A 25,305-nucleotide genomic window follows, 5' to 3' on the forward strand; every position below is an offset into this window, starting at 1 on the left:
CGTCGGTCACTGACTGATTTCGGGCTGCTCGGCTCGGAGGCGCTGTTCGGCCTCGTCGCGGTCCTCGGGGTAGCCGATGTCCAGCCGCCACCCCTCCAGCGGGATGGCGTCGATGGTCCGGCCGCTCTGGAGCAGGAGGTTCACCGCGTCGGTGATCTCGAACTCGCTGCGATCCGAGGGCTGGACGAGGTGGCAGGCGTGGAAGATGGCAGGCGTGAACGTGTAGAAGCCCGTCATCACGAGGTTCGACGGGGGCGCGTCGGGTTTCTCGACGACCTCGACGATCTCGCCGTAGTCGTTGGTGTCACAGACGCCGTACCGGCTGGCCTCTTCGTGGGGCACTTCCTCGACCAGGAAGGCGGCGTCGGCGCGGTCTTCCTGCTGGCGGCGGACGGCGTCCCGGAGGTTGGCCTCGAAGACGTTGTCGCCCATCATCAGCATGAAGTCGTCGTCGATCTCCTCCTCGACCGTGAGGAGGGCGTGGGCCAGCCCCTGCTGGCGGCGCTGGTGGGCGTACGTGATCGGGACGCCCCGGAACTCGTCGCCGTAGTAGCTGATGATGTCCTCTTTCCGGTAGCCCACGACCACGAGCAGTTCGTCGGCGTCCAGCTCGACCAGGCGCTCGAAACAGTGAGTCAGGATCGGCCGCCCGTCGATCTCGACCATGCCCTTGGGTTTGTCCTCGGTCAACGGGCGGAGCCGCGTGCCTTCCCCGGCCGCGAGTACGACGGCTTTCATGTGACGGGCGTCACCGTGTTCCGAAAAAAGTATGGGCGCGTTATGCTGGATACGGGACGTATACTCGCGTCTTGTCTATTGAATTTCGATAGAGCAGCTATCATTCCGTGAGGGGAGACACACACCTAGTTTCGAGTTATAGCGAATACGAGGGTGGTTGCTTCAGAGGAGAGTGACTGAAATGTGGGTTCTCGAAGGAAGAGGCAATTTTTAACTCGAAACTAGGTGTCCACTCTCTAACTAGGTACGGATACATCTAGTCTAGGTAGAACGATAGAGAATGTAATCACAGATATATTGATAGATATAGCAGAGCTGCCAGAGCGTACATCCATCTACTGGCTATAACTCGAAACACGGTGTCCCTCTGCTGGACATAACTACGTCTCGACTGATCACTCCTTAACTCGAAACTAGGTGTGTGTGAGTAGAGGCGGGCACACGCTTCTAATTTCACATTCGGAAGACTGAACCACACGAAACGTCGGATATAACTCGAAATCCAGTCCAAATATACTTAAGAAGGGCGGGTGCAACTAACCCCATGCCCGCTGACGACGGTTTCGACCGTGAACCGGATCCACTCTTCGAATCCGTAGAGCCCTCCGGAGGGGATCGAATCTTCGAGCGTCGGGAGCTCGTGACCATCGACCACTTGCCGACAGAGGACCGGATCGTGGGTCGCGATGAACAAATTCGGATGATAGCGGGTGAGATCGGACCAGCTGTATCCGGTGCACCCCCGAATTCCGTGATGATCTATGGCAAGACTGGATCGGGTAAATCGCTCGTCGCTAAGCATGTAGTACAGCGGAGTGAACGGGAAGCGACGCGTCGAGGCAACGCATTGGCAACCGGCTATGCGAACTGCTCCCAGGCGAAAGGGAATTCGGACACGTTACAACAACTGGGTGAGCAAATCACTCCTGCCGATAGTTCCGTAACTTTCCCGGAGCGTGGAATCTCCGAAAACGAGTATTTCAATCGGTTATGGACTGTTCTGGACGAACAATACGATGCTGCAGTCTTCATTCTTGACGAGATCGATCGTCTCAAGAATGATGATATACTCATGATTCTATCGCGAGCGGCCGAATCCGGATCTGTTAGTACACCTATCGGTGTAATCGCCATATCGAACAAAATAAATTACCGGGAGCAGATGAGCGAGCGGACGAAAAGTTCGTTCGGGCATACTGAATACGTCTTTGACCCGTACGATGCTACACAACTCCGTGAAATATTGGCAAACAGAACTGACGCATTCAAAAATGGAACACTAGAGGATGGAGTGATCCCAAGAGCAGCGGCACTCGGAGCCAAAGAGCACGGCGATGCACGGAAGGCGATGCGATTGTTGCGATACGCAGGCGACTACGCGAAAAACAACGGCGCAGATACGGTCCGTGAAGAGCATCTCCTTGAAGTTCGGGCGTCCGCTGAGGCTGAGCGTCTCCGTGACTTGGTTTCTGGGTTGCCGAGTCACTCTAGACACGTCCTCAACGGGTTGGCTGCACTCACGAAACAGAACGAGGAACGACAGTGGTTCCGGACGACACAAATTATCGACGCGTACGAGCGGGTTTGTCGAAAAGAAGGCGTGGACACGCTCACGAAAGACCGTGTACGGCAGCTACTCAAGGAGTTGGCATTTCTGGAAGTGACTGAAAACCGGTCCAATCACGGGGGGAAAGGCACGGGATCGTACAAGGAACACCGATTGATGTGGGATGCAGAAACGGTGTCCAGAATGCATTCGCGAAGCTGAACGGCCCGGGTACCTGTTAGTAATCCAACCTCAGTTGATACAGCAGGGTTTTCGGAGCACTGGATTTCGATCTAACCGGACTGTTTAGCCCCTCAGATTGGATATTTAACTCGAAATCCGGTGTGGGTATCGTAATTTTCTCAATCGTCGTCGGCTGGCGCTTCCCCGACGACTTCTTCGACGTGTTCCTTGTACAGCTCACAGTCACACTCGTGGTCGAACTCGAAGCGGTCGTTACAGATGTCGGCTTTCATCGGGGAGACGAACTCCTCGGTGACGCCGCAGTAGGGTCGTTCGTGGTCGAACTCCGTGTCGCCGTCCGAGCGGCGGTACTCCAGATACGGACACGTCATGGATTGGTCTGTCGTGGACCGATACAATGTTATGTAGGTCTTTGACGCGGTAACACGCCGCTACCGGCGTGTCGCCGGAACGCCCGAACCACCCTCCAAATCACTCCATCCCGAGCATCTCGCGGGCCTCGTCGGGCGTCGCGAGGTCCCGGTCGAGGCGGTCGATGATCTCGGTGGATCGCTCGACGAGCTGGGCGTTGCTCTGGGCCGGTTCGCCGCGCTCGAAGTAGAGGTTGTCCTCCATGCCGACGCGGACGTGGCCGCCCAGGAGCGCGCCCATCGTCGTCAGCGGCAGCTGGTGAGGGCCGGTCGCGAGGACGTTGAAGTGGCTCTCGGCGGGGAGGTTCTCGACCATATTGAGGAGGTTCTTCGGTCGCGGCATGGTGAACGTTCCCGGCCCGAGGATGACGTTGATGTAGTAGGGTGGATCGAGGATGTCCTTCTCGATGAGCCGGTAGGTCTCGTTGAGGTGGCCGTTGTTGAAGACTTCCAGTTCGGGCTTGACGCCTTTCTCGTGCATCTCGCGGGCCAGCGATTCGATGTTGTTGCGGGTGTGTTCGGTGATGATGTGCTGGCCGCGATTGAACGGGCCCATATCGAGGGAGGCCATCTCCGGCGGCGGATCAGTTCGAATACCCGCGACACGGTTCTCGTAGGGGCTCTGGCCGCCGGTAGTGTTCTGGATGATGATGTCGTCACAGCGGTCGCGGATGGCGTCGTTGACGGCCTGGAGCCGTTCGGGGTCGTTCTCGCCGTGTTCGTCGCGACCGTGGACGTGGACGATGGCCGCACCCAGCTTCTCACACTCCCTGACCTGGCGTGCGATCTCCGCGGGCTGTTCCGGGAGGTTGGGATTCGCGTCTTTGCCGTGCACGCCGCCCGTCGTCGCCACGGTCAGTATCAGTTTTCGCTGATCGATGTAGTGGTCGTAGCTCATAGTTGTCGACTCCGGGTGAGCGCCGCCGGGGCGGTGTGCCGACGGAACCCGCCGGGAGACGCCGTGTCGCCCGACTGCCCGGCTGTCGGCTCAGTCACCCTCGTATCTACTTTGTTTTTGCACGCTTACCGGGCGCGTGAGCGACGACACGTCAAACACTGCCCCAGAAAGAGGAAACAACCGAACGTCAGCGGGACCGAACCCGGGCGTCAGATCCGGTCGTCGAGCGAGACGACGGCGTCTTCCTCGGCGACGATGAAGGCGTCGTCTCGGAGGAACTCCTCGTCGTGAGGGAGGATGACGTAGTGGCCCCCGTCCGCCGAGGACTCGGTGATGTCGAGTTCGAGCGGGTCGTACCCCAGGTCGTCCGGGTCGGGATCGGCGGGCATGGAGCGCCAGTCGACTGTGTCAGATTCGCTCATTTCAGACCTCCAGAATCGTCACGCCGGCGTTCCCGTCGACAGTGACCCCTTCGAGATCGCCGGTGAACCGGAAGGCGTCTTTGCCGTTCCCGACGACACCGACGACACGTCCCTCGCTGACGTAATCGGTCATCTTGTCCCAGGGGAGGCCCGAACTGGACTCAGAACGGCCGGCGTCACGTTCGACACTGCCCGTCACATTGAACTCGTACTTGGCGACGCTCTGAGTGTCTCCGGTCCCGTCGATTACGATGATTCTGTGCGGGGGTTCCTCGCTATCGCCGTCGGAACCGCTCTCGTCGTTGCCGGATTCGTCGTTGCCGGATTCGTCGTCGCCGACGATCTCGGCGAAGGTCGTCTCCTCGCCGTCGAGTTCGACGGAGACGTCGTACCCGCTGGTGACTTCGTAACTCTTGATCTCGCCGTCGAAGGTGTAGGTGTCCACCGCGGCGGGGTTCATCTCGATGCTCGTCGCGGTGTAGGTGCCGTTCTCGTTCTCGGTGATCTCGTCGGTGTTGGGTTCTGCTTCCTCGGCGTACTGGATCGGTCCCGAGGTGGTGAACCGGGCGTTACAGTTCCTGTCGGGGTTGTCTTCGCTCGCCCGCAGGCGGATGTGGTGTTCGAGGTCCGCCTGCTCGCCGTCGCTCTCGCTGTCCTCGCCGTCCTCGCTTCCCCCGTCCTCGGACGCGGAGCCGGCACCCGCGCCGGGACCGCTGGGTTCGACGTCGTCCCCGAGTGGCTTCCAGATCGAGTACTCCGTGTTCGGGCGCTCGGCGTTGCTCCCGGTGACGGTCTCGAAGTGACTCGGTGCGCTGTGATCGGCGTCGCCGGTGAGGTGGATCTGCTCGCCGGTCCAGTTGCCGTCGGTGTCCCAGCCGGAGACGAAGGTGGTGCCGCCGTCGTTGTAGACCCGAACGTTCCGCACGACGCCCTCACCGCCTTCGCCGTCCTCGTCGAACTTGATCGCCATCGCGCCGGTGTCCGACCAGTTGAAGTCACAGTCCTCGATAACGGCCTCGCCGGGGTCGTCGATCTTGATGCCGCGCTGGTTCCAGCCGGTGTTGCCGGCCGGGGCCTTCTCGGTGGCCTCGAAATAACAGTTTCGGCAGACACTGCCGTCGGAGGCGAAGCGAAGCGCGGACATCCCAGTGTTGACGAAGTCGCAGTTCTCGACGACGACTGGGCCGTTGCCGCCCTTGTAGGGGTCCGAGACGTAGCAGGCCACGTTCCCGAACATCGAGAAGTAGCAGTTACGGATCCACAGCGTGCCCGCGTGGTCGTCGCCGGCGAACAGGCCCGTCGAGTCCGACCCGTCGACGGTCCCGTCGGGCTGGTTGAAGTTGACACACTCCATCCGCGCGCCCTCGGCCGCACCGACGCGCCAGCGGGACTGCTCTGCCCCCTTCTTGCCTTTGACCGTGATGTTCTCGATCCGCACCGTCCCGCTTTCGGCGAAGATGTCGGGGCGGACGAGTTCCTCGGGGGCCGGGCGGCTGAAGACGACGCCGTCCGTAGAGCCGACGACTGCGGCGTTCTCGTAGTCGCCGGCGATGCCCTCGCCCTCGAACTCGTATTCGCCGGCCGGGATCTTGACCAGTGTGCCCGACTGGAGGTGTTCGTCGAGGTAGGGATCGATCAGATCGCCGTTGCCGAGTCCTTTCTGTGCCAGGTCGACGGTGGTGTTCGTGAAGTCGACACTGGTTCCGCCACCGTTCCCCTGGCCGCTCTCCTGAGCCCCGACTGCGCCGAGGAAACTCGACGCACCGAGGGCCGCGGTCGTCCCACCGACAGCCTTCAGCAGCGACCGTCTCTCGATAAGCCGTTCCTTCCGACAATCACTGTCGTCCTGGCGACGTGCCATGTCCGGGTAGGCAGACAGTAAACATATAGTGGTTCTGACCAGTACAGGGCCACAACGTCTCGTCTGTGCTGCAATTCGCTATTGATGGGCCCGCTTCGGTGGCGGAGTACTTGCGGGTTGGTTCCCCACACGAGTAGGTACTTGCTACTACGCGGTCGGACTCAGAACTCGACACACGTGGGTTTTGGTGCCAATTCACACTCGTGGCGGGCTATCGACAGTGAGGGGCGATTCGTGGGTAAGTGTTCCTTACACGGCCTGATCGCCGGTTCGACGACCGCTCGGGGGTGACAAAACGTCCCATAACAATACCGCCGGTGGCACAAGAGTGACCGATGACAGCAGGCCGTTCGTCAGGGATGCGGACGCTGTTGCTGGGGCTGGATGGTGCCTGTCTGCCGGTGCTGGAACCGCTCGTCGACGACGGGGCGGTTCCGACACTGGCGTCGCTGTGCAGGCGGGGGTACGCCGGTGGACTCACCTCACAGCTCCCCCCGTGGACGCCCAGCGCCTGGCCGTCGCTCTACACCGGTGTCAATCCGGGCAAACACGGCGTCTACGGGTTTCTCACCTTCGACGGCTACGACTGGACGGTCGTCGACCGGTCGAACGTCGACGAGTTCGCGATCTGGGAACTGCTCGACCACGAGGGCCGCGAGTCGGTCGTCGTGAACGTTCCCGTCACCCATCCGGCCCGCCCGATCGACGGCGCGGTCGTGCCAGGGTACGTCGCGCCGGAGAACCCGACCTGTGTGCCCGACGACGCTCTCGAACGGGCCAACGCCGAGGACTACCAGATCTATCCGCCCAAGGCCAGTGAGGCCTCCCGGGACGAACAGGTCGACGCGTTCGAGCGACTCGCGCGGTCTCGCGGCCGCGTCTTCGAGAACCTGGTCGCGAAACACGACCCGGAGTTTGGCTTCCTCCAGTTCCAGGTGACGGATACGGTCTTTCACGAACGCCCCGGAGATCAGGAAGCCGTCGACCGCGTCTACGCCGCCGTCGACGACGCTGTCGGGCGAGTGCTGGAGACCTGTGACCCCCGGAACGTCATCGTCGTCAGCGATCACGGGATGGGTGAGTACGGCGGCTACGAGTTCCGGGTCAACGACTTCCTCCGCGAACGAGGGGACGTGACAGCGACGGCCGGTGGCGAGGGGATGCCCTCCTGGGACGCTATCGCGCGCAACCATCTCCGAAACGGTGACGACCCGGACGAGCGCGACCGGACTCCGCTCGAACGCGTGGCCTCGGCGGCCGCCCGCGTCGGGATTACCAGCCAGCGTGTCCAGCGGGTGCTGGAACCGCTGGGGCTGGCCGACGCCGTGACCGCCATCGCGCCGACGGACGCCATCAGGGCCGGTACCGAACGCGTCGATTTCCCCGCCTCGAAAGCGTATATGCGATCGCGGATCGAACTCGGCGTCCGCATCAACCTCGCCGGCCGGGAGCCCGAGGGCGTCGTCGACCCCGGCGACTACGACCGGGTTCGCGACGAGTTGATCGAGGCGCTGTCGGCCGTCGAAACCCCGCAGGGGCGGCCGGTGTTTCAGGCCGTCCGGCCCCGTGAGGACGTGTACGAGGGCCCCCATCTCGAAGCCGCGCCGGACATCGTGGTCGTGCCCGCCGGGTTCGAGCACTTCCTGGCGGGCTCGCTCCGCGGGACGCAGTTCGACACGCCGCGTGAGCCCTGGAACCACAAGCGGACCGGGCTCTTGATCGCCGCAGGCGAGGACGTGACCCCGGCGGCCATGGAGACCGCGGACCGCCCGCACATCTTCGACGTGGCACCGACCGTACTCTCGACGCTCGGTGTCCCGCCCAGCGATCGCATGGACGGGCGGACGCTTCCGCTGGTCGAACGGCTCGACAGCCAGACCTATCCCGAATTCAATGCACGAGACATCCAACAGCGCGACAGCACCACCGTCGAACAGCACCTCGCCAACCTCGGGTACCTCGAAGACGTCTGAGTCTCCCGTTCGGACGCGGCTGACGCGGACGGTGCCGGCGGCCCGGTGGAACGATCTCTGTGCCCAGTCTCCGGCGGCGACACCGTTTCACCGATACGAGTGTCTACGGGTGCTCGCCGACCGATCCGACGCGACCCTCCACCCGTTCGTCGGCTACCAGGACGGGCGACCGGTGGGCCTCTTTCCGATCTTCGAGCGGTCCCGCCGGCCCGTGACGACGCTGTTCTCACCGGTGCCCGACCACAAGGTCCCGTACCTCGGTCCGTTGCTGCTGGATCGGGACGAGTGGTCACAGGCCGAACGCGACCGGCGGCGGCGGTCGTTTCTCGACGCCTCGCTATCCTGTTTTTACGACCGGTTCGCGCCCAGCTACGTCAACGTCCGGACGACGCCCCGGTTCGCCGATCCTCGACAGTTCGCCTGGCAGGGATTCGAGGTCGTCCCCCGGTACTCCTACGTGGTGGATCTGACGCCCGGCACCGACGAGTTGCTCGACGCGTTCAGCAACGACGCCCGCCGGAACGTCCGGGATCCACCCGACGAGGTCGAGATTCGGGAGGGTGAACACGACGCCATCGAGCGGATCATCGACCAGGTAATCGCCCGCCACGAACAGCAGGGTGAGACCTACCTCGTCACACCCGAGTACGTCCGGGCGCTGTACGATGCGCTCCCCGAGGGTGTCCTTCGGCCCCACGAGGTGCGACTCGACGGGACCTTCGCCGGTGGGCTGATCACGCTTGAGTCCGGCGACACGATCTACCGGTGGCAGGGCGGGGCCAAACCCGACGCCGACGCGCCGGTCAACGACCTGCTCGACTGGCACGTGATGTGCGCGGCCCGGGACCGCGGTCGGGACACGTACGACCTCGTCGGGGCGAACAACCAGCGGATCGCCGACTACAAGGCGAAGTTCGCGCCGGAACTCGTGACGTTCTACAGCATGGAGGTCAGTACCCGCCCGATGTCGCTGGTCTCGACGCTGTACAAGCGATTGCGCTGAGAGCCATCACTTCTCCCGCCGACGCCGATTCACAGGCCGTGATCGCGGAAGCGCTCGATCGAGACTACGAGGTAGTAGATTCATGGCTCCGGCGATCGGTTTCACAGACACTGGGGCAGCGCCGCGACGGTGTCGAAGCCGCGGCGTTGGGTCGTCGCGTTTTCGAGGACGAGCGGGTCCCCCGTCACGTCGAGGACGCTGTCGGTCACGACGTGGCCCGTCGAGTCCGTCAGGCGGATGCCGTTGCGTTGGCGGCCGCCCTGGTGGATACAGAGACGGTCGAAGCGACAGCCGTCGCGGCCGGCGATCGTAATCGCGGCCTCGCCGCTGGCTGCGCCGACGACGCGGACGCTCTCGACGGTGAGCGATTCAGCACCGGTCGCCTGCCGGGCTTCCTCACCGGGCTGTTTCGCGTTGATCGCCGGCACGTCGTCCACGTCGGTCCGGAGCCGTGAGTTACGGACCGTCGCCGACTGCAACCACTCGGCCATGGTGATCGCGCCGTCGCTCCCGGTGACCGACCGGATCTCGACCCGGACGTCGTCCACGAGCACGTCGCCGCCCTCCCGTAACCTGATTCCGCGCATATTCTCGAGTCCCTCGCGGGTGGAGTTACAGGTGACCCGGACGTTCCGCACGACGCTGTCGCCGCTGACGCGGACGCTCGCGATGCCGTTGTTCCGGTAGTGGCCGCCGAGCACGTTCACCGGACCCGTCGCCGGCGACGCGTACAGGCCGTTGTCCGGCCAGCCACCGACCTGGCAGTCGATGAACGACAACTGTCCGACGCTGTTCTCGCCGACGTAGATCCCGGTGTTCGGGAACTCCGTCGATCCGCCGTGGGGGAGGCGGAGTCCCTCGACGCGACCCGTGCCGTCCTCGCTGGTCACGTCGAACCGCATCCCGTCTTTGTCCACGTCCTGTCGTCCTTCGACTGTCACGTCGCGCACGAGCAGTCCGTCGTCCACGTCGCAGTACAGCGGGCGCGCGCCGGTTCGGTCGGCGGTCACGTCGAAGTCGATGCCCTGTACGTGGAGGTCGGTCACGGTCCCGTCGACGCCGAACACCAGGAGCGCCTGCGCGAACCCCTCGGGCGGGCGGAAGAGTGCGCGGTCGCCGACGAGTCCGAGGTTCGAGACGGACGGTCGCTCGATCGGTTCGGCGAACTGGTACTCCCCGCGCGGGAAGTACAGCAGCGTGCTGTCGCCGATCTCGCTCCGGAGCACGTCGTCGACCGGCTTCGAGCCGGTGTTGTCCGCGCCGGCGTCGACGACGTTGATCGTTCGGTCGTACTCGGCGGCGAGTCGGGCGGGGACGCCACCGGCTCCCGGGCCGGTCGCGGGGTCCCGCGTCACTTCGGCGGGCGGCGATCCGCCGGGTGTCTCCTCATCGGAGTCGAGGAACGAACAGCCCGCGAGCGCGCCCGCTGTCCCGGCCGTGAGTACCTGTAACAGCCGACGACGAGTGAGTGACTCGGGGCTGGATGGGTGCCGCGTCACGTCCGTGTCCAGCAGTGGCGGGGGTTTGGTTATGATCCGCGAACGGCGGCTAAGCCGTGCCTTCGGTCCACGGGCACGTCAGTGCGACCCAGGCGGGGGACGGCCACCGGTTCAGTCCGCCGAGGCTTCGGGCTGGTGCCCGTCGGTCGTCGCGCCCTCGGCTTCGATCCGTTCCCCGGTGTCGACGGCCTGGGGCTCGGCCACGACGGTCCGGTCGGCGAACCGGTCGCGTTCGAGGATCGTTCCCAGCAGGAAGGCGAGACAGCCCACGAGCGCCAGCGAGAGGGCGTTGCCGACGCTCCGTGCGGTCCCGTCCGTATCGACGGCCTCGGCGAGCGCGAGGCCGACACCGGCTATCCCCGTGACGAGCCCGGTCGCGTACGAGAGCCAGGCCGGGTGCGCCGGCCCGCGGAGGTACTGGTCGCGGAGCCGACCGAGGAAGTTCGTCAGCAACATCGTCGAGACGCGCGGGACGTACGTCGACAGCGAGATGTGGCTCTCCTCGTCGTCGTAGGCGGCCGCCCGGGGCACGTCTGCGACCCGGAGGCCTTCGGTGTTGCACTTGACCAGCAGGTCGTTGCAGTAGCCGTAGAACTCGTACATCTCCTCGATATCGACGGCTTCGAGCGCGTCGAGGGAGATGGCAGTATAGCCGTTCTGCGGGTCACTCGTCCCCCAGTAACCGCTGGCGATTTTCGTCAACAGCGTCAGGACTCTGTTGCCCAGCAGGCGAAATCGCGGCATCTCCTGGGCCGTCTCCGGGTCGTGGAGTCGGTTCCCCTTCGCGTAGTCGGCTCGTCCTTCCACGATGGGATCGATGACGGCCGCCAGTCCCTCCGGGCGCATCTGCCCGTCGCCACCCATGACTGCGGTCACGTCGATCCCGTCCTCGCGGGCGTGGAGGTAGCCGGTCTTGATCGCGCCGCCGACGCCGCGGTTCTCGTCGTGGCGGATCGTGACGACGCGCTCGTCGAGCCCGGTTGCGGTGGTGGCAGTCGACACAGTAGCCACAGTGCCATCGGTCGACTCGTTGACTGCGGTCGCGGCCGCGGCGATCTCCGTCCACGTGCCGTCGGTACTCCCGTCGTCGACGACGTAGACGCGGTCGACGTACTCCGGAACCGTCCTGATCACGTCGCCGACCAGTCCGGCCTCGTTGTACGCGGGGACGACGACCGCGATGGTATGATTCCTGTACATCCTACCACGGGTACCGCTCGAACGCCGCGGTTGCCGTCCTGTACACGTGCATCCTGCGCCTCGAAGGCCGAGGCGAGCATTGTTATGGGGAACTTGTTTCAGAGAATCCCTTCCGTCGCGTTCGGCGGCGACTACGGCTCTCCAGTCGTATAAACGCCGTCTCGGTCGACGGTGCGGACTGGCGGATCGTCGGTAGACCGCCCGGTCCGCGTTCGCTACGGCCTGTCTGTGGTGTCCACGCGCCCCATCGAGCGGTCGCACCGGTAGTATGCACCGCGTTACTAACCTCGGTCCGTCCCCCTCCTCGGCCGATGAAGTCCCGTGTTTTGATCCGTTCCGGTGACGAGCCGCGCCGCCGAATCGCTGGCTGGCACACGCCGGTCTCCCTGTGCAACTCCATCCCCACTCCGGCAGGGCGCTAATATGTGGCCGTGGGAACACGCGGCCGTCGGCTACGTGATCTATTCGCTTGCGGTTCGGCTGGTCGGTCGCCGACCGCCGACGGATCTGGCCGTGATAGCGCTGCTCGCCGGCTCACAGCTGCCAGACCTGATCGACAAGCCCCTCGCCTGGTGGCTGCACGTACTCCCCGCCGGACGGTCACTCGGACACTCCCTTCCGTTCGCCGTCCCGCTGATCGCCAGCGTGCTGATCGCGACCAGGGCCATCGACCGCGGTGAGAGCGGCGTTGCCTTCGCAATCGGGTACCTCTCGCACCTTCCCGGCGACGTGTTCTACCCGGTGTTGTTGGGCGATGCGCCGGCTCTCGCCTTTCTTCTGTATCCGTTCGTCGAGATCCCACCGGGCGCGCGCTCGGGTGCGATCGCGAAACTTGGCGATCTCCTCGTCGGGTTCGGTGCGTTCCTGGCGACGCCGCGCGGGACGCTGTACCTGGCCGCCGAGGGCCTGTTGCTGGGGCTCGCGGTGAGTCTCTGGGTGTGGGACGGCCGGCCGGGGCTCGGCCTGTGCCCCCGGCGGGTTCGACGGGCGATCACGGGGTGACCGATCGGCCGCCGAATCGCCAGTAGGGTTTGCAGGTCATAACAATACCCGCGTCCGGCGAACGCAGGTGCAGAACCGCTTCCCATGACACGACGGAAACGCAGTTTCGTTCTCGTCGCGCTCTGGCTGACGGTGGGGCTCGTGGTGCCGCTGTCGGCGGCGGCCGTCCCGGCCGGCGATCGATCTGGTGGCTGGGACTGTTCGCAGTGTGGGTGGCCGATGCAGGCGGACGCGCCGAACGGGTCGGGCGGGAACCCACTCGGGTTCATGACGGCAGAGGCGACGCGGGAGTCGCCGACGACGTTCCGCGTCGGCGTTCGCAACGCCGGCCTCGCCCGGAGTGCGGAGACGAAGACCCCCTCCGGTGTCGGCCGCGTCGACAACGGTGAGCTCCGTGGGCTCTCGATCCAGTCGAAGGGGGCGCGCTCGGCGTTTGCCCTCCAGGTCGAGGCGGTCGGATCGCTCGACAACTTCTCGACGGCGGCGAGGGGAAAACTGACACGGCCGACCAGGCTCGACCGACCGCTCCTCTACGTGAACGCGACCGCGAACGCGCCCGGCGATTCGTTCACAGTCACTTACAACTTCGACGCCGAGCGCGACGACCTCCGAGACGACGACGCGAGCGTGAACGACCTTCGCGTTCTGGCCTTCCGCGAGGGAAGTTGGCGACCGATCCGGAACACCACGCGGTTCCGGGACGGGAGCGACGCAGTCGTGCGCGCGCCCACGTCGGGGACGGTCCCGCTCGCGTTCGGCTATCCCCGCCGGGAGCTGACGGTGACGAACGTCAGTCAGGCGTCCAGGCTGTTCGCGAACCGAACGGGGTCGATCCGGGCGACGGTCGTCAACCGGGGCCACAGTGACGGCGAGGCGACCTTCGAGATCGAGACGCGCAACGACACGATCCTCCGGAACCACACGGTCTTCGCCGACGCGGGACAGCGCCGACTCGTCGAGATCCCCGTCGAGTTCCCGGGACCTGGCGAGTGGCTCGTCGACATCGACGACGCGGAGACGACGGTCCGAGTCGAGCGCCCACAGCCGGCGTTCGTCGTCTCGAACCTGTCGCTATCCAGTGAGCGGATCGCGCCCGGCGAGTCGGTGACCGCCCGGGCCACCGTCACGAACGACGGTCGCGCGGACGGCGGCGGCGTCGTTCGGCTCAGAACGTTCGACACCGTCGTCGACGCGAAGCGGCTGACGCTCCAACGGAACGCGACCGGACGCGTGACGTTCACCCAGCGCTTCGACGCGGCGGGTACCTACACGGTCCAGGTCGGAAACGTGAGCCGGAGCGTCGTCGTGGGGAGCGGCGGCCAGCCGCCGGCCGCGAACACCGAGACACAGAGGATGCCCGCGAACAGTGCCGGAAGCGGCGTTCCCACGACAGTACAGTGGGCGCTCGTCGTGATCGGGGCGGGAGCGGTGCTGGTGTTCGGCCTAGCGGCGCTGGGCCGTATCGTTCGCAGCGCCTAGGCCGGTCGAGACGTTGACCCAGAGCTGCAGGTGCCGGTCCGCGGTCGCAGCGGACGCGTCGTCCGGTGCAGCACCGCGATAGAGGTAGTAGACGAGGCGCTGGTCGGTGCCGGCTTGCCGTGGGCGGATGCGGTGGGGGCGATACCACGTCTGCCCGGGTCCGACGGTCCGGGAGAACCGGTTTTGTTCCGACTGCGAGAGGACGCGGATGCGGTCGTCGGTGACCCGGACCTGCTGGAGTTCCGCGACGACGGTGTATCTGGCGGCCTCACGGCGCTGGTTCTCGACACTCACGGTGAGGTTGGCCGCCTGCCCTCGTGTGAGGTTGGTCGGGTAGTCGCCGCTGACGTACTCCGAACCCCCATTCTCGGTGAGGAGTGCGAACTCGGTGAATTCGGCGTCGGGTTGCGGGGTGGTCACGGCGTACGCGCCTGCGCCGAGGCCGAGCAGAACGCTGCACGCGAGCGTGACGTTGACCGCGGTGGTGACCGCGGAGCCACCCGTCAGGAACGCGCGGGCCTGGGTTAGCCAGCGATCGGTCGGGACGCTGTATCGGCGCTCGACCGGGAGCCGGAGGCGTCGGATCCAGCCGACGACGGTCCCGAGCACGACGAAGGCCGCGACGCTGGCGACGATCCGCGGCGTCGAGAGCGGGCCGGCGACCGCGACGGCCAGCGCGAACAGCGGGAGCAGTGTGACGCTCGCGCCGAACGCCAGCAGGAGGCGTTCGGCGAACGTCGTCGGGGTGAACCGTGATTCACCGACGTGTGACGCGTCGGGGACGAGGGCGGCGAGGAGGACGTATCCGGGAGCGAAAAACAGGAACACGGCCCCGAGCAGGGTGCGGACGCTGGCAACGTCCGGTGTGGCCCGCAGGTTCGTCGCGACGAACAGGGCCACCGACACGACGAGGAGGAGATCGAACGGGACCGCGCGAACGGCTCTGCCGAGCCGGCCCCAGGACGGTGATTCGGTGCTCATGGTCAGCTCGCCCCGTGTAGCCACCGCTCCGTGTCGTGTCTACGGCGAGACATCAGTGGCCGAACATACAGCCGAGTCGGGCTTTGTTATGGCTCGGTTATGGTCGGCTAGATCGGCCCGGCAGGTGTCGACAGTCAGGGGGAGGTGCCGATGCGTTCGGCCGGCGGGGCGGCGTCGAGCGCCGAAAGGAACGACTCGACCGACATAGTTTCGTCTTCGAGCTGGCACGGGAGGACGAGCTGGAGGTCCTCGTCGACGTAGACACCGAGACAGAGCCGGGGAAGGACGATCTTCCGGAACTCCTCGTCGGTGGTGGTCGAAGTGACGCGTCGTTCCTCGAACGGTGACGCCACCGGCACGTCCGCGTCCGCGGCCCAGGCACGGAACTCGTCGATCCGATCGAGGATCCGCTCGCCGGTGTGGGTCTCGTCACAGTGTCCCTCCGGACAGACGGCTTTGCCCCAGATATCGACGGAGACCGTTTCAACGACCCCCTGCCGTTCGAGTTGCCGGAGTCGATCCAGAACGTCCTCCTGTTGCTCGCGCACGCCGATCGGCGGCGCAAACGACCGCAGAAACACCTCGATCCGCGGCGGGCGTCCGCTACGGAGAGACCGTGTCTTCGCGTTCCACCACTCACTGGCTTGGTCTGAACTGCGTCTCATTGTTACCCGTCCCTGGATCCCGTCCAGGGTTACCGGATACCCGCCCTGCCTGTGCTTAAGTACCTCGACCGTTCGGACCGATTGCCGTCGGTTAATTCCGATACTGGATCGGCAGAACGAGTGTTCGAGACACGTCTCGGCAGTATACACCGACTATACCCGCGTGTAACCCTGCTACAAACGCCGGACGACAGACGGGACCGGTGGATCGAGCCAGTAAGGAGTTCCTAGCGGCCGACGTGTCGTCGTGCTGGTTCTCGAGTGCTCGACCGAACGTGTGGCAGAAGCGTTGGCACGTGATGGGGCACGTGCCGGCGCGTGAGCTGAAGGCAGCGGGAAACCAGTGGGTGCCTGATCGGGTCCGGCAGGCTCCCCCAATCGGAACAGTGGCGAACCGTTCCGCGGCTCTGTGGCACGTCACGCAACTGTGCGTGAGGCCCTCGAGCGGGCCCACCGAAACGGTCGACCGAAGTTACCATTGTTATACGCCCGGTACGGGAGACGACCGTTCCGCCGCCGAACCGGATAGCAGGTGGATAATCGGGCTATACTAATCACCACGAACGATGATGTAGGACCAAGCCACCGACGCGGTGGCCGTTCACCATGACACGGTACGCTGACGCGGAGAACACTGGTGCACCGCTGGTTCCACTGCTTATCGACCACGGCGGTCGTGACGACGGTCACGGCGAACTGATCGGCGGTGAGGTCGTCTGGCGGCTGGAGTCTGACTGATCGACCCATACACTGCTCGAAGTCGATACGTCCTCACGGTGGCGGCGGTTCGAGAAAAACACCGCATAACCATACGCCCAGCGGTCGTCGACTACGTTGCCGCGTCGGCGGTGACGTGCTGGAAGGGTAGCTCAGTGGCAGAGCACCGTCGCGACCATTCGGTCCGACGGCGGCCGCAAGGCCCCGCGTGGTTCGATTCCCGCCCCTTCCGTTCCGAACGCGACGCCGCACCGTTCGCCAGCCACGAGCGGTGAGTAGCTCCTTCCTACACACACCGAGTTTCCGGTGAAAACACTCGACAGAGCGGTTCTAGAGACGATCTTATGGGCTTGTGTGTGATCCACAGACGGGACTCCACTGAGACTACCGTAGGGATCGACTACCGGAATTTCGACGTTCATCGGACACACCGAGTTTCCGGTGAAAACTCCATCTCTCCGAGCGATAGCGGTTATCATAACAGAAATGTGTTAAATCGGACGGGCCACAGAAGGAGACTCCAGAGCGCTCTGTTTTGCTCACTCGGGGGATTTCACCGGAAACTCGGTGTGTTAGTGTAATCATTCAGTTCGTTCGTCGGTGCATTATTGTCGGCCGGCGGTCAGGTCCACAGACGGACACCGGGTTTCCGGTGAACCGAGACCGGGCAAAGAGTCGCCGTATATCGGAAAAATAGTATACTTTCCGATGAATCGATACTGGTCGAAATAGGTCTTTCGGACGGTTTTAGCCCGATATTCACCGGAAACACGGTGTCCAGGTCTCGGGGAAAAAGTAAAGTCGGGTCCACCGGAAACACGGTGTGAGAGGATGTCCGAATCCGACGATCTGTTCATCCGGGAGGACCCGATTTTCGCGAACAAGGAGCTGTTGGAGATCAATCACCTGCCGGACGAGGGGCGGATCGTCGGCCGTGACGAGGAGATCAGCCAGTTGGCCAACGCCGTCAACCCCGCTATCTTCGGGCAGAGTCCCAGCAACATCCTCATCTACGGGAAGACGGGCACGGGCAAGTCCCTCTGTGCGAAGTACGTCTCCCAGCGGCTGATCCGGACCGCCGACGAGGAGGGTGTCACGGCCGGGTTCGCGTACGTGGACTGCGCGCAGGACTCGACGGAGACACAGGCCGTCCAGACCATCGCCAGCGCGCTGAACGACCGCGAGTCGACCGAGATCAAGATTCCCGACCGCGGAATCAGCACGGCGACCTACTACAAGCGGCTCTGGTCGATCCTCGACGCGCGACTGGACGTGGCGCTGATCATCCTGGACGAGATCGACAAACTCGATTCGGACGACATCCTGATGCAACTCTCGCGGGCGGGCGAGGCCGGCAAGATCGAGGACTGCAAGATCGGCGTGATCGGCATCAGCAACAAGATCAAGTACAAAGACCGGATGGACGAGCGGGTCAAGTCCAGCCTCTGTGAGCGGGAGTTCGTGTTTCCACCCTACGACGCGACGCAGTTGCGCGCGATCATGGACGCCCGAAGCGACGCGTTCCGGGAGGGTGTCCTCGACGAATCGGTCGTGCCACGAGCCGCGGCGCTGGCGGCCAAGGAACACGGCGACGCCCGGAAAGCCATCGACATCCTCCGGTACGCCGGCGAGATCGCCCAGTCCAACGACGAGGGGACCGTCCGCGAGGAGTACGTCGTTCAGGCACGCGAACGGGCCGAGACCGACCGCTTCCGCGAACTCATCCGGGGCTCGACGCCACACTCCCGGCACGTCCTCCAGGCGCTGACCGTTCTCTCGCTCGACGAGACCGACGAGGAGGCCTTCCGGACGACACGGGTGTTCGACGTGTACCAGCAGATCTGCCGGCAGGAGGGAGCCGACCCGCTCTCCTTGCGCCGGGTCCGGGACCTCCTGAAAGAACACGCCTTCCTCGACATCATCGAACAATCACGACACAGCGGCGGGAGTGCCGACGGGAGTTACACCGAACACCAGCTTCTGGAGGATCCACACGTCGTGAAGCGCGTCCTCGCCGAAACCGTCGAATCCTGACCGCCGCCATCCGGCCGTGATCCGGTCGAAGCAGGTAAGGAGACGCGCTCGATACTGGACGTATGGACGAGAGGTCGATCAGCTACGCTCTGGTTCGGAAAGTGGCCACGGAGAAGGGTGTCGAACCGGAGGCGCTAGTGCCGCTGCACGACGTGATCGACCCCGACGCGCTCGAATCGCTGTTCGACGACGCCGACGGGTCCGTGCTCCGGGAAGGCCACGTCAGATTCAACTACGAGGGGTTCTCCGTCGAGATCGGCCACGACCGATCGGTCTCGCTCACCCCCAATGGCGACGAGTGAGGGGCCGAGCGTACCTGGAACGGACGTTCTGTTCGACCGGTTCCTGTCAGTAACTAATGACAGGAGACAAATAGATAGCGGGAGACAGAGTACGTAGATGTTCAGCGAGCGCCCGCGGAACGCCCTAGAAGCCCTGCCGGAGTCGGCCGCCTACCCCGTCGCGCTATTTGGTCTGTTGGTCGGCTCGTCACTGGCGTTCGCGACGAACTACGAGATCATCGGTGCCACCGGCGTGGTGTTACTCGCGCTCCTCTCGCTCGTGTACGGTGCGCTGCAGATGCCCGAACAGATGGAGTAGCCGGCTAGAGCAGGCCGAGAACCGTCGTACTCACCACCTGCACGACCTGTTCCCAGATCGAGAACCCGACGGTGATCGACAGTACCGTGTCGAGCCCGAAGAAGGCGAACAGGCCGGCTCCGAAGAAGTGGGCTTTCCTGAGGTCGAACTTGTGGGAGAACCGATAGAAGAACACGGCGTTGGCGAGGCTCACAGGGATGATCGCGAGCATCTCACCGACCCAGATAGCCGGGTGTGCGCCGTACTGGATGGCGAGCCCGATGGTGACCAGCTGGGTCTTGTCCCCGAACTCACCGACGGCCATCAGGCTGAAGATCGGCAGAAAGCCGCCGAATTTGGTCGGCACCGAGCCGATCACGGGGAGTTCGTGTTCCTCGACGGCCCGGACGCCGGAGCCGTCGGTGTCCATCGGCTGGGCCTCCGGGGACGGTGCCGACCGCCACAGCGCGGCCGCAAAAAACAGGAAGAGCGCGGCGGTGATCGCGTCGAGATAGATCCCGGGCAGTGCGTTCTTGATGGCCTGTCCGAACCAGATCTCCAGCGCCGTCCAGCCGGCGAAGGCAGCCCCGGCGGCTGAGACGACTACGAGCGGGTTGTAGCGCGTCGAGAGTCCGGCGATGAGGAACTGCACCTTCTCGCCCGGCAACACGGCCAGCTGAGTGGCCATCGCGACCACCATGATCTCGAGGAACCCGCTCATGACTCGGTGACGTGCCGGGTATCGGGCCGGTCATCGGGTTCGGCGACCCTGGCTCTGATCGTCTCGGCGACCCCGTCGGGGAGGTTCTGCTGGCCCTCCTCGTGGGAGACGGTCACCATGCCGATGGGTGCCTTCTCCTCGATGACGAGGTGGCGACCGGGGACGATGCCGGCCTCGGCCAGATACTCCAGTTCGTCCTCGTTGCGGTCGCGGACCCGTGCGACGACGACGTGGTCACCGACCGGAAAGTCCGCGAGCGGCCGGGTCTCGTCGGCGGCCGGCGGTTCCAGCGTGGCCTCCGGGATCGGATCGCCGTGTGGATCGACCGCCGGATCGCCCAGGCGTTCGGCGATCCGTTGCTCGAACTCCTCGCTGATGTGGTGTTCCAGCACGTCGGCTTCCTCGTGGACCTCGGTCCACTCGTAGTCGAGGTGGTCGACCAGAAACGCCTCCAGCAGGCGGTGATGTCTGATAATCTCGACGGCGACCGTCTCGCCCTCCTCAGTCAGCTCCACGCCCTTGTACTTCTCGCGCGCGACGAGGCCGCGCTCCTCCAGTTTCTCCATCATACTGGTGACCGTCGGTGCCGTCACGTCCAGTGACTCCGCGATCAGTGACGTCTTCACCGGAGCCCCGTACTCACGCTGGAGTTCGTAGATCCCCTTCAGATAGTCCTCCATCACGTCGCTCAGCATCTTTGCGATTTTTTAGATGGCTCTAATTCATAAACCTGCCCCTTCGAACAATACTATTGCTAATAGTCGAACACAGAATGCGGGCAGGGAAAACTTCACCACTCGCCGGGGCGGCCGGGCGCGACCGAGGGGAACGCCGGGTCCCAGGATTCCAGTTCGCTGCCACAGGTCGGGCAACAGCCGGTCGGACGCAACGACCGGAGAACGCTCTCCGCCCCGTCGTCATCGTCGAACACGCCCGCTTGCATCGCGAACGTGCACTCGTCGGGATACGACTCGCATCTGACCCCCGTCGTCTTCGCGACGACAGACCCCCGTTCCTCACTCATAGCCACTCAAACGGCGTGGATACACTTACGTTCGGGGGCCAGATAGGGGCGGGTCCGCTGGCGTCGAAGTGGCCGAACAGTCGCTACAGATCCCAGTCCAGATTCGCGGCGATTTCCATGTGACCGGTCGAGTGTAACACCGTCGCGACGCCCACGCCCACGAGGACCGAACCGGCAAGGACGCCGGCGGTCAGCACCGTCCACACCGTCAGCCCTGCGGACTGGATCGACGGCGAGTACGTCGCGATGGCCCAGAAGAAGTCCCCGATGAAGATCCCGCCGCCGACCAAAAGGATGGTCCCGAGGAGGCGACTCGGGGTCGGCGTGGCGGGTTTGTCTTTGATACGCATCGGTCTAGGTACGGTATTCCAGCGAAATATGTGTTACTACACCCACGACTGTCGAAAGTGTGCGAACAGTTGGCTCCGGCCCGGCGATTCGACAGCGGCTATCGGGTGTCCGGCCCGCAACTAACTGCGAAGAGAGTGACTTCGACGCGGCAGGATCTCAATTACAAAGCCTTCACCGCCGAGTCTGAGATGCGGATGTACAGCGGGCAAACTGTCGCGGTCGTGGTCCCGGCGTACAACGAGGAGGAACTGGTGGGCGAGGTCCTCGACTCGATTCCGGCGTTCGTGGACCGCGTCTACGCCGTCGACGACTGTTCGACCGACGGGACGTGGGCTGAGATTCACGACCACAGCGAACGGGACGAACGCGCGGTGGCGGCCAAGGCCGACGGTGGTCAGCCGGTCGACCGGATCGAGCCGATCAGACACGAGACCAACCAGGGTGTCGGTGGCGCGATCAAGACGGGGTATCGGCGTGCGCTCCAGGAGGGGATGGACGTGACTGCGGTGATCGCCGGTGACGGACAGATGGACCCCTCGATCCTCGACCGGTTCGTCGAACCCATCGTCGAGGGCCGAGCCGACTACACCAAGGGGGATCGCCTCCAGTCGCGCGAACTCCGGTCGGCGATGTCCTCGTGGCGGTCGATGGGGAACTTCCTGCTGACTTTCCTGACGAAACTGGCCAGCGGCTACTGGCGGACGAACGACCCACAGAACGGGTACACCGCGATCTCGCTCGACGCGCTGGAGCGGATCGAGCTGGACGCACTCTACGACCGTTACGGGTTCAGCAACGACCTGCTCATCACGCTCAACGCACACGGCTTCCGCGTGGCTGACGTGCCGATGCAGGCGGTCTACGGCGACGAGCAGAGCCACATCAACTACGGGACGTTCGTCCCGCGGCTCTCCACGCTACTGTTCGTCGGCTTTCTGTGGCGACTGAAGGTCAAGTACTGTCTCGTGGATTTCCACCCGCTCGTGTTCCTGTACGCGCTGGGTGTGCTCGGCGGCGCGGCCGGACTCGCGTTCGCCGGCCTGGCCGTCGTCGGTGGGGCGTCCCTGCTGACTGGGAGTGTGTCGGTGTTCATCCTCCTGTTCAGTTGCGCCCTGCTGGTGCTCGCGATGATCTTCGATATGCAGCACAACGAACACCTCGAAGAGACGGTCTCCTACTGAGGGCCCACGTTTTCCGTCAGTCGGCCGTCGACGACCGACCCGCGCCGGCCGCGGGCCCGGGGGAACGCCGTGTGACACCGGCGACCCGGTCGATCACGCGGGGATTCTCCGCGACGTTCACGAGCAACTCGGTGAGATCGACGGTCTCGGAGAGTAGTTCTCGTCGCCGGGACTCCCAGCGGTCGCTCGCCCCGTCGTCGGTCACCAGGTCGAGGGCGGTCGCGCGGACGCGCTCGAAAGACGCGACGTTGCGGACGAGTTCGCGCGCTTCCAGCTCGACGAAGTTCCCCATGTCGTCCGCGCCGACGAAGGAGTTCGAGCGGACCGCGGGCGTGCCCAGCAGGGCCGCTTCGGTCACCATCGTCTGGGTGTCCGCGACGAGCAGGGACGCCTCGGCGAGGGCGTCGTGGAGGCGCGCGGGGTGGAGGTCGAAGCGGCGGCCGGCGGTCGCGTCCACGTCGAGGTCGCCGCCCTCGTCGGAGACGAAGACGGTGGCGTGATCGTCCAGGTCGTCGATCAGCGTCCGGACCTGCTCGACGGTGAACCCGCCCTGGCCCACGTCGTGGTGGGAGCCGAAGGCGTTGAGCCGGCAGACGACGAACGGCTCGTCACCGACGCCCAGGTCCGCACGGACGGACGGGTCGGCGGAAAAGCAGTCGGGATGGAGATACGCGGACTCCTTGAAGCCGTGGAACACACGGTGGTTCGGGCCGAGGTCGTCCCGGAACGTATCGGGAGTCAGCAGTGCGTCTGCCAGCGAACGAGCGATGTGGTGGTCCAGCGACGTGGGTTCGGAGTCGTGGACGAGGATCGTCCGGGCACCGGTCAGGCGGCCGGCAGGAGCGGCGTAGGCTCCGATCCCGAACACGACGTCCGGATCGAACCTGACGGCCGCGGTGAGGCTCCGCGCGTACTGGCCAGGCAGGTTCGCCAAGAGCGAGCGTTTCGTCGTGTCACAACCACCATACACCGAGTAGGGGATCCCGGCGGCGTCGGCGAGGGCCAGCGTACAGCCGTAATCGCGGACCAGCACGCGCACTTCGTGGCCCCGAGCTCGGAGTTCCGAGACGACGTGCTTGTACAGGTGGACGTGAGCCGGCGTATTGGTGAAGACCAGATACCGCATTACCGGAGGTGGCGCGGTCACGACCTTTGTTATAGAGTTCGTTCGGGTTGGATGCGGCCGACGACCGAATCCGGCGTCGATCCCTCAGATCTCGGACGGATCGACCGTCTCGCCGTCGAGCAACAGGCGATACTCGTCGGCGTCGACATCGGCGCTCCAGTTCAGGAGCGTCCCTTCGAACTCGAAGTCGTCGGCGTATCCGCGGCCGGTCACGCCGGACACGGTAGCCGGGTCCTCGCCGGAGATCGTGTCGGAGGCGATGCTCGACCCGCCCTCGGCCGTCGGGCCCCTGGAGACGGTGCCGTCGACGGAGAACTCGTAGGAGACGGCGGGGCTGTCCGCGTCGGTCTCGACGGTCAAGGTCGTCGGGCCGCCGACGCCGGTCGCGTCGATCTCCTCGCCGTCGACCAGCACACGGTAATGGTCGCTGGCGACGCTGGCTGTCCAGTCGGTGAGGTCGCCCTCGAACCGGAAGGAGTCGGTGTACCCGTTGCCGGTCACGCCGGTGACGGTCGCCGTCCCGTCGGTCTCCGTCACGGTGTCGTTGCCGTCGGCGGCGTCACGTTTCGTGACCGAACCGTCGACGGTGAACTCGTACTCCACCAGTGGGCCGCTCTCTGTCGTCTCGATGGTGAGTGTCTTGCCGCCGGCGTCGGTGGGGTCGATCTCCGCGCCGTCGACCAGCACGCGGTAGTGGTCGCTGGCGACGCTGGCCGACCAGTCGGTGAGGTCGCCCTCGAACTGGAAGGAGTCGGTGTACCCGTTACCAGTCGCGCCGGTGACGGTCGCCGTCTCCCCCTCGTCCGTGATGGTGTCGTTGCTGTCGGCGGCGTCGCCGTTAGCCACGGTCCCCTCGACGGTAAACTCGTACTCCACCAGCGGACCACCCTCCGTGGTCTCGACGGTCAGCGTGCTGGGGAGGCTGGTCCCGGTCGAGTCGTCAGTCGAACCGTCGGAACTGTCACTGTCAGCGCCACCGGCGGCGGCCTCCTCGGGGCTCCGGGGGACGCCTGCGGGGGGTTCGGTCCGTGGCGTGCCGGTGGACTCGCCGACCACGTCACCGGTGTAGGTGAGATCGCCGACGGTCTCGAACCGGCAGTCCTCGACGGAGACGGTCGCCGAGGTGGAACTCGGCCAGCCGAACGTGCCACAGACCACGTCACCGCGGGAGTGGCCCACGAAGTCACAGTCGATGGCGCGGGTGGTGTCGAACCGGCCGAGGAACCCGCGGTGTCCGCCCTCACCGCCGACGGCGACGCAGTTACGGGCGAACGAGCCCGCCGTGCCCAGTCGGAAGTGTGCGGCCTGACAGTCCGCGGCGTAGGAGTTGGTAATCTCCACCACACCCCCGCCGCCCTCGGGGAGCGGATACTCGTCGGTGTCGGGATAGCCCGGCGTGCTGGCGTAGATAGCGTTGTCGGGCATATCCTGAATGTTCGTCCGGTCGATCCGTAGCGTGCCAGCGTGGTTGCGGTAGACGTAGATGCCGGTGACGCCAGGGTAGGCGTCGTCCGGTGCGCCGTCGGCGAAGTAGAAGTTCTCGATCCGGCCAGTACTTCCCCGATCGACCGCCGCCCGGAACGGCTCGCGTTTCTCGTACTGGTCCCAGACGCCCTTGATTCCGACGTTGCGAACGACCCAGTCGCTCCCGGTCGCCTCGATGTCGAAGGTCGCCCCCTCGGCGCTGATGT

25 protein-coding genes and 1 tRNA gene are annotated in these 25,305 nt (G+C 64.8%); 11 read left to right on the top strand and 15 right to left on the bottom strand.

Going from position 1 to position 25,305, the window contains the following annotated elements; all coding sequences use genetic code 11:
- Positions 1–6: 6 nt before the first annotated feature.
- Complete coding sequence (aglF, locus tag BMX17_RS17430; RefSeq protein ID WP_092662434.1) at positions 7–738, bottom strand: UTP--glucose-1-phosphate uridylyltransferase AglF; 732 nt, start codon at positions 736–738, stop codon at positions 7–9.
- A 544-nt stretch (positions 739–1,282) separates the two neighbouring features.
- Here aglF and BMX17_RS17435 point away from each other — a divergent pair.
- Positions 1,283–2,506, top strand: a complete 1,224-nt coding sequence (locus BMX17_RS17435) for an orc1/cdc6 family replication initiation protein (RefSeq protein ID WP_092662436.1) — start codon at positions 1,283–1,285, stop codon at positions 2,504–2,506.
- A gap of 140 nt (positions 2,507–2,646) precedes the next feature.
- Here the strand turns inward: BMX17_RS17435 and BMX17_RS17440 are convergent, their stop codons facing one another.
- From BMX17_RS17440 to BMX17_RS17455, 4 genes are all read right to left on the bottom strand, one after another.
- Positions 2,647–2,859, bottom strand: a complete 213-nt coding sequence (locus tag BMX17_RS17440; protein ID WP_092662438.1) for a hypothetical protein — start codon at positions 2,857–2,859, stop codon at positions 2,647–2,649.
- Positions 2,860–2,959: 100 nt separating this feature from the next.
- Positions 2,960–3,796, bottom strand: a complete 837-nt coding sequence (locus tag BMX17_RS17445; RefSeq protein WP_092662440.1) for a beta-keto acid cleavage family enzyme — start codon at positions 3,794–3,796, stop codon at positions 2,960–2,962.
- A 209-nt stretch (positions 3,797–4,005) separates the two neighbouring features.
- Positions 4,006–4,218: a hypothetical protein gene (locus tag BMX17_RS17450; RefSeq protein WP_244515043.1), complete on the bottom strand. Its 213-nt coding sequence runs from the start codon at positions 4,216–4,218 to the stop codon at positions 4,006–4,008.
- 1 nt (position 4,219) lies between these two features.
- Positions 4,220–6,079, bottom strand: a complete 1,860-nt coding sequence (locus BMX17_RS17455) for a hypothetical protein (RefSeq protein ID WP_092662442.1) — start codon at positions 6,077–6,079, stop codon at positions 4,220–4,222.
- Positions 6,080–6,414: 335 nt separating this feature from the next.
- Here BMX17_RS17455 and BMX17_RS17460 point away from each other — a divergent pair, with 335 nt between their 5' ends.
- Both BMX17_RS17460 and BMX17_RS17465 read left to right on the top strand, forming a co-directional pair.
- Complete coding sequence (locus tag BMX17_RS17460) at positions 6,415–8,052, top strand: alkaline phosphatase family protein (RefSeq protein WP_244515044.1); 1,638 nt, start codon at positions 6,415–6,417, stop codon at positions 8,050–8,052.
- 109 nt (positions 8,053–8,161) lie between these two features.
- Positions 8,162–9,055 (top strand): GNAT family N-acetyltransferase, encoded by an 894-nt coding sequence (locus tag BMX17_RS17465; protein ID WP_170845459.1) that lies wholly within the window; start codon positions 8,162–8,164, stop codon positions 9,053–9,055.
- Between the two features lie 101 nt (positions 9,056–9,156).
- Here the strand turns inward: BMX17_RS17465 and BMX17_RS17470 are convergent, their stop codons facing one another.
- Complete coding sequence (locus BMX17_RS17470) at positions 9,157–10,554, bottom strand: hypothetical protein (RefSeq protein WP_092662448.1); 1,398 nt, start codon at positions 10,552–10,554, stop codon at positions 9,157–9,159.
- Positions 10,555–10,665: 111 nt separating this feature from the next.
- A complete protein-coding gene (locus BMX17_RS17475; protein ID WP_092662450.1) occupies positions 10,666–11,754 on the bottom strand; it encodes a glycosyltransferase family 2 protein in 1,089 nt (362 codons plus the stop codon).
- Positions 11,755–12,177: 423 nt separating this feature from the next.
- Between BMX17_RS17475 and BMX17_RS17480 the strand changes: the two genes are divergently transcribed.
- Both BMX17_RS17480 and BMX17_RS17485 read left to right on the top strand, forming a co-directional pair.
- Positions 12,178–12,756, top strand: a complete 579-nt coding sequence (locus tag BMX17_RS17480; RefSeq protein ID WP_092662452.1) for a metal-dependent hydrolase — start codon at positions 12,178–12,180, stop codon at positions 12,754–12,756.
- Positions 12,757–12,840: 84 nt separating this feature from the next.
- Positions 12,841–14,235 (top strand): glycoside hydrolase family 3 protein, encoded by a 1,395-nt coding sequence (locus tag BMX17_RS17485; RefSeq protein WP_092662454.1) that lies wholly within the window; start codon positions 12,841–12,843, stop codon positions 14,233–14,235.
- Here BMX17_RS17485 and BMX17_RS17490 read toward each other — a convergent pair.
- Complete coding sequence (locus tag BMX17_RS17490; RefSeq protein ID WP_139203569.1) at positions 14,200–15,216, bottom strand: DUF1616 domain-containing protein; 1,017 nt, start codon at positions 15,214–15,216, stop codon at positions 14,200–14,202. The two genes, BMX17_RS17485 and BMX17_RS17490, sit on opposite strands and share 36 nt — an antisense overlap.
- 134 nt (positions 15,217–15,350) lie before the next feature.
- Positions 15,351–15,881, bottom strand: a complete 531-nt coding sequence (locus BMX17_RS17495; protein ID WP_139203570.1) for an HTH domain-containing protein — start codon at positions 15,879–15,881, stop codon at positions 15,351–15,353.
- Positions 15,882–16,487: 606 nt separating this feature from the next.
- On the opposite strand from BMX17_RS17495, the gene BMX17_RS27350 reads away from it, so the two are divergent.
- The 5 genes from BMX17_RS27350 to BMX17_RS17515 all read left to right on the top strand — a co-directional run bounded on the left by BMX17_RS27350 (position 16,488) and on the right by BMX17_RS17515 (position 19,232).
- Complete coding sequence (locus tag BMX17_RS27350) at positions 16,488–16,619, top strand: hypothetical protein (protein WP_280141410.1); 132 nt, start codon at positions 16,488–16,490, stop codon at positions 16,617–16,619.
- A gap of 120 nt (positions 16,620–16,739) precedes the next feature.
- A tRNA-OTHER gene (locus BMX17_RS17500) sits at positions 16,740–16,830 on the top strand.
- A 599-nt stretch (positions 16,831–17,429) separates the two neighbouring features.
- Positions 17,430–18,632 (top strand): orc1/cdc6 family replication initiation protein, encoded by a 1,203-nt coding sequence (locus BMX17_RS17505; RefSeq protein ID WP_092662460.1) that lies wholly within the window; start codon positions 17,430–17,432, stop codon positions 18,630–18,632.
- A 62-nt stretch (positions 18,633–18,694) separates the two neighbouring features.
- Positions 18,695–18,934, top strand: coding sequence for a HalOD1 output domain-containing protein (locus tag BMX17_RS17510; protein WP_092662462.1), 240 nt, complete (start codon positions 18,695–18,697; stop codon positions 18,932–18,934).
- A 97-nt stretch (positions 18,935–19,031) separates the two neighbouring features.
- Positions 19,032–19,232: a hypothetical protein gene (locus tag BMX17_RS17515; RefSeq protein ID WP_092662464.1), complete on the top strand. Its 201-nt coding sequence runs from the start codon at positions 19,032–19,034 to the stop codon at positions 19,230–19,232.
- Between the two features lie 4 nt (positions 19,233–19,236).
- Here BMX17_RS17515 and BMX17_RS17520 read toward each other — a convergent pair whose 3' ends face one another.
- The 4 genes from BMX17_RS17520 to BMX17_RS17535 form a co-directional block, all read right to left on the bottom strand.
- The gene (locus BMX17_RS17520) at positions 19,237–19,932 is read right to left on the bottom strand and encodes a TMEM165/GDT1 family protein (RefSeq protein WP_092662466.1); all 696 of its coding nucleotides are present in this window, start codon (positions 19,930–19,932) and stop codon (positions 19,237–19,239) included.
- Positions 19,929–20,627, bottom strand: a complete 699-nt coding sequence (locus tag BMX17_RS17525; RefSeq protein ID WP_092662468.1) for a metal-dependent transcriptional regulator — start codon at positions 20,625–20,627, stop codon at positions 19,929–19,931. Before BMX17_RS17525 ends, BMX17_RS17520 begins: the two co-directional genes overlap by 4 nt.
- 95 nt (positions 20,628–20,722) lie before the next feature.
- On the bottom strand, positions 20,723–20,956 hold the full coding sequence (locus BMX17_RS17530) for a hypothetical protein (protein ID WP_092662470.1): 234 nt from the start codon (positions 20,954–20,956) through the stop codon (positions 20,723–20,725).
- 83 nt (positions 20,957–21,039) lie between these two features.
- Positions 21,040–21,306: a hypothetical protein gene (locus BMX17_RS17535; protein WP_092662472.1), complete on the bottom strand. Its 267-nt coding sequence runs from the start codon at positions 21,304–21,306 to the stop codon at positions 21,040–21,042.
- Positions 21,307–21,501: 195 nt separating this feature from the next.
- Between BMX17_RS17535 and BMX17_RS17540 the strand changes: the two genes are divergently transcribed.
- A complete protein-coding gene (locus tag BMX17_RS17540; RefSeq protein ID WP_092662492.1) occupies positions 21,502–22,488 on the top strand; it encodes a glycosyltransferase family 2 protein in 987 nt (328 codons plus the stop codon).
- A 16-nt stretch (positions 22,489–22,504) separates the two neighbouring features.
- Here the strand turns inward: BMX17_RS17540 and BMX17_RS17545 are convergent, their stop codons facing one another.
- Both BMX17_RS17545 and BMX17_RS26300 read right to left on the bottom strand, forming a co-directional pair.
- Positions 22,505–23,614, bottom strand: a complete 1,110-nt coding sequence (locus BMX17_RS17545; RefSeq protein ID WP_092662474.1) for a hypothetical protein — start codon at positions 23,612–23,614, stop codon at positions 22,505–22,507.
- 84 nt (positions 23,615–23,698) lie between these two features.
- Positions 23,699–25,305 (bottom strand): hypothetical protein (locus BMX17_RS26300; protein ID WP_092662476.1); only part of this gene is annotated, 1,607 nt, incomplete at its 5' end.

Origin of the sequence: Halorientalis persicus (assembly GCF_900110215.1) — an archaeon.
Lineage (GTDB): Archaea > Halobacteriota > Halobacteria > Halobacteriales > Haloarculaceae > Halorientalis > Halorientalis persica.